Source organism: uncultured Aliivibrio sp., assembly GCF_946479765.1.
Taxonomy (GTDB): domain Bacteria; phylum Pseudomonadota; class Gammaproteobacteria; order Enterobacterales; family Vibrionaceae; genus Aliivibrio.
On sequence record NZ_CAMLHO010000001.1, the window covers coordinates 1 to 12,388 of the forward strand.

Consider the following 12,388-nt stretch of genomic DNA (forward strand, 5'->3'; position numbering starts at 1 on the left):
TAACGCACGGTTATACGCTGGCCAATTTGTGATTTTATTCTTCGACTTTCCCATCTAATGAACCTTTTAAAATCAGTGATAATGATCTGATCACAAGATTTACTAAAGGTTCCCTGATTTAGTCAACAACGCCCCTTGGACCCATACCATATTTTCTAAATACCATACAACAGTCTTACGTAATCCTGTTGTAAATGTTTCTACGGGTTTCCAGCCAAGTTCTCGCTCAATTTTACTTGCATCAATAGCATAACGAACATCATGACCAGGTCTATCTTTAACAAATGTGATTTGCTCTTTGTAATCTTGTTCTTGAGGAACTAATTCATTGAGTAGATCACAAATAGCTTCTACAACTTCTATATTCTGTTTCTCATTATGCCCACCAATATTATAGGTTTCACCTACATCTCCCTCGGTAACGACTTTATAAAGTGCACGAGCATGGTCTTCAACGTATAGCCAATCACGTATCTGCTCACCTTTACCATATATCGGTAGTTGCTTTCCCTCTAATGCATTTAATATAACAAGCGGAATAAGCTTTTCTGGAAAATGGTAAGGACCATAATTGTTAGAGCAGTTAGTAATAATGGTTGGTAACCCGTAAGTGCGTAACCAAGCACGAACAAGATGATCACTTGATGCTTTAGACGCTGAATAGGGACTACTTGGCTCATAAGCGGTAGTTTCAGTGAATAAATCGGTTGTTCCCTCTAGATCACCATAAACCTCATCTGTCGAGATATGATGGAAACGAAAAGAGCATTTTTTCTGTTCACTCAACCCTAACCAATACTGACGGGCAGATTCAAGTAATGTGTAAGTACCTACTATATTTGTTTCAATAAAAGCTGCAGGACCATCAATTGAACGATCAACATGAGACTCTGCAGCTAAGTGCATAATCACATCTGGTTTATGCTCAGAAAAAACACGGTCTAATTCTGCTCGGTCACAAATATCAACTTTTTCGAAGCTATATCTACTACTTTCTGCAATGTCAACCAATGAGTTTAAATTCCCTGCATAAGTAAGCTTGTCAACATTAACAACAGAGTCATTTGTATTGTTTATTATATGTCTTATTACTGCAGAACCGATAAATCCGGCACCGCCAGTTACTAGTATTTTCATTTTAAGTTCTTTTTAATTAATAGCCAGCTCAGAAATAATTGCTTCCGCCATTCTAAAATCATAAATATCATCAATATCCACAGCTCGTACTTTAGGTACTTCAATGCTAATTACTTTCCCTGTGAACAATCCATAGTTATTTAATACAAAACCTGGCGTTGTTGCATAAACAACAGTTGTGATATCAAATACTTCAGGGGCATCTTGACGACGAGTGACATCTGATTTTGGTTTATTTACTAATTCAACAAAACCATCTTGTGTCTCTTTTACCATATTAAAGAAAGGGCTACGGCTTGCTGGTGTCACTGAAATACAAATATCGGCATCTACTTTGCTACGCTTTTCTATTGCAGCTTCTACATCTTCAACAGCACGTAAAGGGCTTGTCGCTGGCAAACTCACAAAACCATCAAATTTGCCGTAATGCTCTTCAGCCCATTCAATGGCATGACGCCAAGAGAGCCATTCAGGGCTTGTATCTGTAGCGAGTTCAGCAGGTCTTTCAATTAAAATAGCGCCTGATTCAACCGCAACTTTTGCTATATCACTGTCATCCGTTGAGACAAATACTTTATCAATTGACGGAGAAGCAATCGCTGTATCAACAGAATATTGTAATAACGGCTTGCCTGCTAGCGGCTTAATATTTTTACCTGGTAGGCCTTTTGAGCCTCCACGAGCAAAAATGAATGCAAAATTTTTCATTTAATTTCTCTATTATTAACAAGCTTTCTGTTTTATTTGACTAATGAAATCGACGGTTAATGAAGCTTCATTCACTGCAATACAATTATGAGGTTGTTGCTGAATCATTTGAATGAAATCAGTCACCATTGCCAGATACATTTGGTTTTTATCCCACTCGGGTTCACTATAAAGAACCTTTGTTTCTGCTGCTGTTATAAGCGTTAATTGATTCTTAATAAGATCCCAATCAATACGTCCTTCACTACCAACAAAGCTGCATTGGCGATGCGCTTTACGCTGTAGAAAATCAAGATGAATGCTTGTTACGGCACCTGACTCTGTTAACGTTAAAATATCAGCCATATCTTCGACTTGAAGATCTAATTCATCAGATGAGCGTAAAATAGCATGCTGGAGATCTAATGGACCTAACAACCATTGGGCGTAATCAAGCTCATGACTAAGCTCAAATAAAGCACCACCACCAAGCTTTTCATTTGCAGAAACACACTCTCGATAGTCTTTGCTTGGACGCCAATCAGGAAGGTATTGCCCTATCTCGATATGCGCATTATATAAGGTACCGATAGCTTTATTATCTAATAATATTTTCAGCTTCTGAGCCGAAGGAAGATAACGTAAACAATAACCGACAGCCACAGGTGTTCCATATTCATCTATCGCTTTTTTAATTGCATTAGCATCTTCACGAGTAGTCGTTACTGGCTTTTCAATTAAGGTCGGAATTCCTGCTTTAATCAAGGGTATTGAATGCTGAGCATGAAAAGGGGCTGGTGATGCAACAATAACTAACTCAACATTAGCTTCAATTAAAGCCTCAATGCTAGTTACAATACCATCGCTATCACTAATTTCTTCTCTCGGTATACGTCCACTTGCCGACATAACCAATAATTCAACATTCGGAAATAGGCTCTTCAAATTACGACGGTGGCGAGTCGCTATATTCCCTAATCCAATAACGGCAACTTTACTCATGATGGTGTGATGCATAATAATTAATCCAGTCCCAAAGTATGAATATCCGCTTGTGCACGATTAAAATCATCCATACGTCCGATATCTAGCCAATATTCATGAATAGCGAACATAAGAATGTTATCGCGCTCATTCATATGCTGTTCTAGCAATGTTGGCATATCAATATGGTAATTTTCAGGAACCGACTGGATCACACGTGGCGACACGACATAAATACCAGCATTAACAAAGAAACGTTGAATTGGCTTCTCTACCATACTGGTGATTTTATTTCCTTCACCATTGATCACCCCATAAGGTATTTGATAATCATACTCACGAACACACATGGTTGCATCCGCTTGGTTTTCTGTATGGAAATCCAATAGACGTTCAAAATCGACCTTGGTAAGTACATCGCCATTCATCATTATTAACGGTAAATCTTGTGGTAAGTCATCAGGAAGTAAACCAAGCGCCCCACCAGTACCTAATGGTGAATCTTCATGAACATAGCTGATCTTTACGCCTAAATCAGATCCATCACCAAAATGGTTCTGAATTTGTTCAGGCATGTAGTGTGTAGATATATAGAAATTCACGAAACCGGCTTTAATAAAGCTACGAATCACCGTTTCTAAAATTGGCTTATTACCAATTTTAAGCATCGGTTTAGGGCAAGTATCTGTTAGAGGGCGCAAACGTGTACCAAAACCACCAGCCATAATGAAAACAGGATTATGGTAGGTTTTTTCTTCAAATAAGTTATGTAATGTTTCTAAGCCTACAACCTTATTGTCTTCCATTAATGGTATTGCAAGAATGCCTTTGCTCTCCATTAATTTGACCAATTGCTCTTTTGCTGTGCTTGCAGGGGCAGTAATAGGTGAACAACTCATGATATCTACAACAGAAGTATCTAAAGGTAAGTTATTTAAGATACCTCTACGAATATCACCATCAGTTACCACACCTAATAGTTGCTGTTCATCATTAACAACTAACGCAATTCGTAATGCTTCGCTATCAATGACTCTAAGAGCATCAACAACGGTAGATTCTGGTTGTAATAATATTTTTTTCCAAGAATAACTCATGACTTACCTTATTACTTATTTCAATACCGAACGGCTTGGATAGCAGATTTGTTCAGAAGATATATTTTTAGTCACTATAGCACCCGCACCTACAATCGAACCTTGCTCAAGCGTAATGTTTTGAATCACAGTCGCGTTTGCTCCAATATAAACATTATTATGAGTCGTCACTTGACCACATAATATTGCTTTAGGAGCAATATGGTTATACTGACCAATCATGCAGTCATGCTCAATAATTACACCACTATTAATAATAGTGTGGGCACCAATCACTGCCCCCGCTTGAATGATAGCCCCTGAAAAAATTTGAGCACCTTGCTCTATCTCAGCAAATGAGGATACTTGAGCGCTATCAGAAATCACGGTTTCAAATGAATATCCAAGAGATATAAAATACTCATTCAGTTTGCGTTTTAGTCCTGACTTAGGGAGCATACCTACGCCATTCACTAAATGTACAGAGTCTGGTGAAAAACCAAGTACATCGTCATCATTTTTAAGATGTGTTAGGCCAGAAAAAACACGACGCTGACTAATATCCTCGGGGCTAACAATAGCAAGAATTTTACGCTGTTGTGAGCGAAGGATATCGACTAAGACACTTGCGTGCCCTCCTCCGCCAATAATAACAAGAGGCTTTACCTCAGGATTACTCAACAATTAAATCACCAACTTGATAACTCTTACTTGCAGATTTATTTAATAGCCCCCAGTAACGATAAGGAGACATGCCTGACCCTGGACGTTTAATTGTGAGGTTATCTTCTGTAATAAGCTCACCTTGTTGAATAGCTTTCGCTGCCACTAAACTTTTACGTACAACGGCTTTGTTTTTTACTTCTGATACGGTTGGGCTTTTCACCCCAACACCTAAAGCCACTTCAACTTGGCGTATTGCGTTTACCATCGCCGTTAATTCTTGAGGCTCTAAAGAGGCTTTATGATCAGGGCCTTCCATGTTTTGATCTAACGTAAAATGCTTTTCAATTAAGACTGCACCACGAGCAACAGCAGCAATTGGAATGGTGATCCCTGCACTGTGATCTGAATATCCAGCAGGTAACTCAAATGCACGACCTAAAGTATCCATTGCTTTGAGATTAATTTCAGCCATTGGGGCTGGGTATTCTGTTGTGCAATGTAAGATCGTTACTTTCTGTTTTAGTGCTTTTTGACCTTGCTCTGAAGCATAAGCTTGCTGAAAAGCTAACTCACTTGGCTCTGCTGCTTTATCTGCTATATAACCAAAGGCGATAACACCTAATACCGCTTCAATTTCTGACAAGGTTGCCATACCAGTCGATACAATCAAATCACACCCGGTACGAGCGTGTTCTAAAACCAATGGCGCATTGGTAATTTCACCCGATGGAATTTTTAAACGCGTTAAGCCTAAATCATTCACTAAAAAATCTAAACTTTCAGAATCGAACGCGGTTGAAAGAAATTCAATACCTAACGATTCACAATGCTTAACTAGCTGATGGTGAACATCATACGAAAGCTCTAATCGACTTAACATCGCTAATTGTGATTCTTGCTTTTGAGTATTAGTTACTTGGTATTCTGCTTGAACTGCATCTTCCGTTACTAAATTCTTCGCTTTAAATGTTTGAAATTTAACAATGTCTGCGCCAGCATGATATGCCGCATCTACAAGTTGAAAGGCAAGGGTTTCATCACCGTTATGGTTAACGCCAGCTTCTGCAATAATTAGTGTCATAAAATTTCCTTAATTAACATAAATGCTTCCGCTGCTTCTGCATTACATTGAGAACCACGAACATAAGCAAGAGATTCTAAAGCTTTACGTGAACGAGGAAATGGAAACTTATGCACTTCTGATTCAAATATTTCTAAAATATCTAATTTTTTAGTTAAAAAACCATCAATATCAACATATACATTTGGTCTGAAACCACCATCTTCAGGCTTCATTCCAAAATCCGTTTCAGAGATAGTTTCATAAGCACAAACTCGTTTAACAAACGGATAGCGAAAAGATTTAGTTGCCGACATAACGGCATCAAATACGATTTCATGATCACTATGTGCATCATTACGGTAAACCGAAAATACTTGCTCGGGTTTAACATCAGAAACGATCTTAGATATTGGACCAATTATATCCCCCATGGGTAACGTTTCTAAACGAGCAGGAGGGAGCATCAATTGGTGAACCCCTGTAAATCCATATGCTTTTGCAACGTCCTTAATTTCACAATCTCTTTTTTCAATTTGAGATGGGGAAAAACCAGATTGAATACTCATTCCTGTAACAAGAAGCCAATGCACTTCATAGCCCAAGCTAATAAACTTAAGTATTGTTCCACCACACCCTAGCGTTTCATCATCAGCATGAGGAGCTACAACAAGTACTTTTTTCATAGGAATTGTCCAATCTCAATTTTTTCCGTATCAAACCCTTGAAGCCAAATCGCACTTTTATTGTGAGTTTTTACTAAGATCCCATCATCACTCTTATCCAACACTTTTCCCGGTTCAATATTCTGAGGAAACTCCGTCAAAACAAGAGTGCTTTTAGGTACCAAAATATATTCATCTACTAATAAAAACTCAGCACAAGGGTAAGGGGGTGCTAATGCTCTAACTAAATCATGAATTCCCTCAGCAGTCATACGAAAATCTATATTACCGTCTTTTCGGCTTCTTTTTCGCCAATATGTCGCTTTCATATGATCTTGCTCTTTAAAAACAGCAGATCCTCGCATTAAATCTAAGGAGATTTTTTTAATTTGCACCTCAGCAACATTTAATATTTTTGCATAAAGAGATTTAGCGTTATCACTAGAATCAATCGTAATATTTACTTGGCTAAGTATCGGGCCTGAATCGGCCCCAGTATCCATTTTAAAAAATGTTGATGCCGTTTCTTCTAACCCTAAAGCTAGAGCCCAAATAATAGGATGACGTCCGCGATTCTGGGGCAATTTAGCTGGATGAAAACCAATTACTCCCATTCTTGGTAAAGACAATAAATCTTCATTTAATAGATAACTCCAACCAACGCAATAAACCACATCTAAATCATACTTCTGTAAAAACTCTATTGATAAATACCGCTCTTTAGGGTTTTCAAAATGATAAGGGATCTGATTTACTTTACATATTTTACTTAAATCACAAAAATCAGCATTAACTGCTGACTGCTCGCGAGTAACAACAGCTGCAACATCCAAACCGTCAATGCTTAAAAGTGTTTTTAAAGCCATTTCACTCGAATCTACACAACCAATTAGCCCAACTTTCATACCATACCTACTTGATATCATAGAATTTTTTATATATTAAATTTTCTAATTCGACATTAAGAATAACATCTAATATACGATCAGATGCCTCCCCAGAACCATATGGATTATTAGTTAGATCACATTGCTGCTTAAACTCTGCTGATAATGCTAATTGGATTGAAGATAAAATAGAATTCTCGTCTCCTTTGCAGTGAATCACCGTATCACCAGCAATACGCCCTTTTTGCCGATTCCCTATATTAACCGTCGGAACCTTAAATGTAGGCACTTCAATTAAACCACTAGAAGAATTACCAATAACTAAGTCACAATATTGAAGAGCACTTAAATAACGTAATTGCCCCAATGATTGAACAAGTAACACCCTATCAGGAAATTCTTTCTTAAACTCATCGAGCAGCTCAATTAATACACGTCCATGAGTATCTGCATTAGGATATGTAATAATAAATTTATGTTTAGGGTAATCTCGTAACGAGCTTAAAAGGTTTTTTAATGCTGTTACCGCTCCATCTTTACTTAAGGTCACTGGGTGATATGTCACAACCATATAAGGTGACGAGACAATATCAAAATCAATTGAATCCGAAAGAGCATTAAGTGAAAGTAAATTTAACCTTTTTATACTATCGATACCTGGTGCACCAACGTTATAAACTTTATCCGGTTGCTCTCCGAGTTGAATAACCCGCTGACGATATTCCTCTGTCGCGGTAAAGTGTAAATGTGACATTTTAGTTATAGAATGCCTAACCGCTTCATCGATCAACCCCTCAGTAGTTTCCCCTCCGTGAATGTGAGCAATAGGTATTTGAGCAACCATCGCAGCTTGGCAAATAGCCATTGATTCAAATCGATCGCCTAAAACAACCAATAAATCAGGTTTTGTTCTTTCAAATGCATCAGCTGCACTAATTAAAGCTAAGCCCATCGATTTTGTTATACCAACCGCTGTATCTGATGATAATAAAAATTCTAATCTTTCTGCTATAGGAAAACCATCATTTTCAATTTGCTGTACTGTTTTACCAAACTCAGGTGATAAATGCATGCCACCGACATAAAGTTGAAGCTCAACTTGCTCTGACTCTGCGATCCCTTTAATAATCCAATACAACAGTCCATATTCAGCTCTAGTTCCAGTAAAAATGGCTATTTTTCTCATCTATTTATATCTCTTGGTGAACTAGGTAAATTAATCAAGTGTGCTTCAATATGCTCAGACTGAGTTAAATCACCACGAGGGGCATCTTTAAACATAGGTAAACGATGCATTAATTGCCAAATTGGACGAGTCATCACACCAGATTCATTGGTTTGTTTTAAAAGTTCATCACGAGTTGCTACTGACGGACAAATCACTGCATTTAACCAGTAATTAGACTGCGCATATTCAGGCTCAACTACAAACTGAAAGTCACTTTTCGCAAAAAATTCTTGATAGCGATTTGCCAATACTCGCTTCTGAGCTAAGTATAGATCCAAGACTTCCATCTGAGCGCAGCCTAATGCCGCATTTAGATTTGGCATTCGATAATTAAAACCTGCTTCATCATGATAGAACTCATAAGGGTGCGGTACTTTTGCAGTTGTCGTCACGTGCTTTGTTCGAGCACCAAGCTCTGTTGTTTTGCATAGCACCATGCCGCCGCCACCAGTTGTAATGATTTTATTACCATTAAAACTAACCGCACCAAAATCGCCTAACGTACCCGTATGTTTACCTTTGTAAAAAGAGCCTAAACTTTCAGCGGCATCTTCAACTAAGGTAATATTCCATTTATGACAAACAGCAATCAATTCATCCAATTCAACAGGGTGACCAAAAGTGTGCATTGGTACAACCGCACGAATTGGACGTTTGGTTTGTGTATGAATACAGCCGCTATCCGTTACTTGCGCATGTTGAGTTAAATACTCATCCATCGCTTTAGGACAAAGCCCTAAACTTACAGGTGATACATCGACAAATATTGGTTTTGCGCCCATGTGATGTAATGCATTACAGGTTGCGACAAAAGTAAGCGCTTGAGTAATAACAAAATCACCATGCTGAACGCCTGCCATATACAAGGCAGCATGAAGCGCAGCGGTTCCATTAACCGTCGCAACCGCTTTTGCTGTTCCTGTATAGGATTCTATTTTCTGTTCAAATTCATCTACAAATTTACCAACGCTAGATACGAAAGTACTTTGAATGGTTTCTAGAACATACTTCTGCTCATTGCCATCAAACGTTGGGGCATGCAGTGGAATAAAGTCATTAGTTTGATAAATATCTCGCACAAACTCAACTAGTGGTGTTTTACTCATTACTCAGATCTCTACTTTCTTAATTACATTTTGCTATCAAGGTACTTGCCTGTTTCTTTGTGCCCAAAATCAGGGATCATGGTAAAGAATAACTGTACGATTTCTTCTTTAGTCCACTGTCGATCTGTCTTCATTTGACCTATTTTTTGTTCAAACAGCTCAAGTAGTTCTTGTTGATAAAGTGGGTCATTTTTAATAATACCTAAATTATCAAATCGCGCCATATCTAGTGTTTCTTTATCAGTGAAAAACTCTTCAAAATCTTTTTCACCAGTAGTATCACTAGAGGTAAATAAACATGGCCACTTACCTTGAGCAGGTAATGTTTTAGCTAATTTGCGAGCTTCATCTTCACTTTCACATAAATGAGGTTCATAACCAATTTGCTTAAGATATTTTACCGCAATATCTGCGAACGAAATTAAATGCAGTGCTTCGCTTAATTTAGGGAAGAAGATGTCTCGGTTTTCACCAAAAATACACGACATTAAACACAGTTCACCTGACTCTTGTGGAGTAACAAAATAACGTTTGATGTCATTTGGCGCCACAATCGGTTGGTTCTTTTGAATTCGCTGATTAAAACCGTGAAGCAGAGATCCATCAGAAAAAGCGACATTAGCAAAGCGAGCGGTAGAAATAGTAATGTCTTCACTCTTACGCATTAGGAACATTTCCATAATACGCTTTGAAGCGCCCATCATGTTGACAGGATTTGCCGCTTTATCGGTCGATACACAGAAATATTTTTTAGCACCTGCATCAATCGATTGTTGAATAGTTTTGTCTGTATTAAATACGTTTACATCAATCATGCGCATTAAGGTAAATGGATCTTTTTCGCTACGTACATGCTTGAGTGCAGACAAATTCAATACATAATCATACTGACCGTCAGATTTGATAAACGCATCATATTCAATAGAACCGATATCTAACGCGAAGGTTTGAAAATCACCATTGATGTAACCAAATGAACTGCGAATATCTCGAACCAGTTCAACCATGTTATTTTCACTGATATCAACAACATGTAGCTTTTGAGGGTTACGCTTGAAGATCTCTTTTGTCACAGCTTGGCCGATTGAGCCTGCGCCACCAAGAACAAGGAAGCTAGATTGAGAGACTATATTTTTTAGCTCTTCATTATGGCTATTAATATCTAATGCAAATAAATCTTTATTACGGCCAATTAACGGTAAAATATTGCTCATTACAGTTTCCCTAATGCTGAAAAATCCAGTGAATAAAGTGCCAAAAACAATAATTATCTAGCAGCAGTACTATTTACTAGAATGGACGCTATGGCATATAGAAGAGTATGAAGCTAATGCAAGAATAAGGGTATCCAGACACGCTACCGCCCGCAGGTTATCGCGCATCCCTAGCGCATGTAATTCATTGATGTGTGTTTTGGCAAAAAAAGACCAGAGACACTGCTTCTACTCTTATAGTAGCGAAGCGAACTAATCTCTAGTCTTCTGCATTTTAGCGCTGAATTTTATCTTATTTCTTCATATAATTCACCTTGTTTTATTTATTAACATTATTCTTTAATTCGCCATTGTTTGTAATATTATGCGTATTTGCGCGCTCTGTATGCATTGGCTTCCTAACCGATACATTGTGGGTTTATCTGGCTCATTAATGACTTCTATATCAATAAAAATACCTGCATTTCTCAATACAGAGCGAAATGCGTATTCACCGCTCATTGATAGTTGATGACAAATGTACGCTTTGCTTATGGGTGTCGGGTAGGCTTCCTGCATTACCTCTAACATTTCCCTTGGACGGCCATTCGCCGATGTAATATGCCTCGCTAAAATTTGTTGTTTTTCATATTGTGTTAGCATTTTCATTCGCGGTCCCTCGCTTATTTATTCGGTCTTATTTTTGTCTTTTCTTACTTGATGTTCTCTCCAACATGGCTTGAATACGCTGCTCTATCGGCTCTTTCATGCCACTTTGTCTGTGCGCTTCCACTAAGGTATCAATGGCTCTTATTGGTAGGTCCGTGGTTGGCGCTAAAATGTTGGTCGGCGGATAACGAGTCTTTACCGTGGGGGATTGTTTTGCTTTAGCACTGCGGCGTAGCCAGTTATTAACAAAATGTCCTAAATGCTCCGGCGGACGCTGTTTTTTAGGGTTAACGAATAACCAAGCGCGCATGGCATTGAGCTCATCCATTACATTAATCGTAGAATAGCTTTGTACTAATACCTGATAAAACTCATCGTAAATGGCTTGTTCTCCTTGTGTGGTTGGCAAATTGATAACGGGGGATACTTGTTGTTCTTTCTGTTTCTCTTTCTTTTTTTCTTTCTGATTGCTTATGGGTGCCATTTCTGCCCCCTCTGTGGGTGCGAGAGTTTCCTCCTCCTTGGTGCGTAAGCTGCACACCTCAATGTGGCTGTCTTTGGGAATGCGTAATTGATACAAGTTGCTTCGTTGTCGCCCTCTGTTATCGAAGCGTTTTATTCGTTCGACAAACCCTAGCGTTTCTAATTGTTTGATGTGATTTTTTACGGTACGGATAGAGAGCTCACAATATTGTGCGAGGTAATCGTAGGAAGGAAAGCACATGCCGTGCACATCGGCGTTGTCTGCCAGCTTTAACAACACCAACTTGCTAATGGGTGACCCGGTTTTTAGCGCCATGCACGCCGAGACTAAATGGTGACTCATCTGTTGCTCCTCATATAAATCATGACTCATGACTTAACGGGAGATACTCCAATGAGGGATTGCTTTTTTATCTGCTTCGGACTGTTTTGGTGCGCACTTCTCATTTGGTGTTACTTAGTTAACACCGTCACATAGAAAACCCTCTAGTCACTCATAAAACACACAATGCAACACTTTTTACACATCCCTTTTTTCTGTTTTTAT

The 12,388-nt window shown here is 38.4% G+C and carries 13 protein-coding genes; all 13 read right to left on the bottom strand.

What is annotated here, in order from left to right:
• Nucleotides 1–102 precede the first annotated feature (102 nt).
• Nucleotides 103–1,137 (bottom strand): dTDP-glucose 4,6-dehydratase, encoded by a 1,035-nt coding sequence (gene rfbB / locus Q1K78_RS00005; protein WP_300172961.1) that lies wholly within the window; start codon nt 1,135–1,137, stop codon nt 103–105.
• Nucleotides 1,138–1,149: 12 nt separating this feature from the next.
• Nucleotides 1,150–1,845: an acylneuraminate cytidylyltransferase family protein gene (locus Q1K78_RS00010; RefSeq protein ID WP_300172964.1), complete on the bottom strand. Its 696-nt coding sequence runs from the start codon at nt 1,843–1,845 to the stop codon at nt 1,150–1,152.
• 15 nt (nt 1,846–1,860) lie between these two features.
• Nucleotides 1,861–2,841 carry a Gfo/Idh/MocA family oxidoreductase gene (locus tag Q1K78_RS00015; RefSeq protein ID WP_300172967.1) on the bottom strand — a complete coding sequence of 327 codons (981 nt, stop codon included), beginning with the start codon at nt 2,839–2,841 and terminating at the stop codon, nt 1,861–1,863.
• A gap of 5 nt (nt 2,842–2,846) precedes the next feature.
• Entirely contained in the window at nt 2,847–3,905 is a 1,059-nt protein-coding gene (locus tag Q1K78_RS00020; protein WP_300172970.1) for a nucleotidyltransferase family protein, read from the bottom strand.
• Nucleotides 3,906–3,920: 15 nt separating this feature from the next.
• Entirely contained in the window at nt 3,921–4,565 is a 645-nt protein-coding gene (locus Q1K78_RS00025) for an acetyltransferase (RefSeq protein WP_300172973.1), read from the bottom strand.
• Nucleotides 4,558–5,631 (bottom strand): N-acetylneuraminate synthase, encoded by a 1,074-nt coding sequence (gene neuB / locus Q1K78_RS00030; RefSeq protein ID WP_300172976.1) that lies wholly within the window; start codon nt 5,629–5,631, stop codon nt 4,558–4,560. Before neuB ends, Q1K78_RS00025 begins: the two co-directional genes overlap by 8 nt.
• The gene (locus tag Q1K78_RS00035) at nt 5,628–6,296 is read right to left on the bottom strand and encodes a PIG-L deacetylase family protein (protein ID WP_300172979.1); all 669 of its coding nucleotides are present in this window, start codon (nt 6,294–6,296) and stop codon (nt 5,628–5,630) included. Before Q1K78_RS00035 ends, neuB begins: the two co-directional genes overlap by 4 nt.
• On the bottom strand, nt 6,293–7,180 hold the full coding sequence (locus tag Q1K78_RS00040) for a formyltransferase family protein (protein ID WP_300172982.1): 888 nt from the start codon (nt 7,178–7,180) through the stop codon (nt 6,293–6,295). Before Q1K78_RS00040 ends, Q1K78_RS00035 begins: the two co-directional genes overlap by 4 nt.
• 7 nt (nt 7,181–7,187) lie before the next feature.
• Nucleotides 7,188–8,348: a UDP-N-acetylglucosamine 2-epimerase gene (gene neuC, locus Q1K78_RS00045; protein ID WP_300172985.1), complete on the bottom strand. Its 1,161-nt coding sequence runs from the start codon at nt 8,346–8,348 to the stop codon at nt 7,188–7,190.
• Entirely contained in the window at nt 8,345–9,496 is a 1,152-nt protein-coding gene (locus tag Q1K78_RS00050) for a LegC family aminotransferase (RefSeq protein ID WP_300172988.1), read from the bottom strand. The genes neuC and Q1K78_RS00050 overlap by 4 nt, the downstream gene beginning before the upstream one ends.
• 23 nt (nt 9,497–9,519) lie before the next feature.
• Nucleotides 9,520–10,710 (bottom strand): UDP-N-acetylglucosamine 4,6-dehydratase, encoded by a 1,191-nt coding sequence (locus Q1K78_RS00055; RefSeq protein WP_300172991.1) that lies wholly within the window; start codon nt 10,708–10,710, stop codon nt 9,520–9,522.
• Between the two features lie 339 nt (nt 10,711–11,049).
• Nucleotides 11,050–11,358: a hypothetical protein gene (locus Q1K78_RS00060; protein ID WP_300172994.1), complete on the bottom strand. Its 309-nt coding sequence runs from the start codon at nt 11,356–11,358 to the stop codon at nt 11,050–11,052.
• Nucleotides 11,359–11,386: 28 nt separating this feature from the next.
• Nucleotides 11,387–12,214, bottom strand: coding sequence for a helix-turn-helix domain-containing protein (locus Q1K78_RS00065; protein WP_366899209.1), 828 nt, complete (start codon nt 12,212–12,214; stop codon nt 11,387–11,389).
• Between the last annotated feature and the right edge of the window lie 174 nt (nt 12,215–12,388).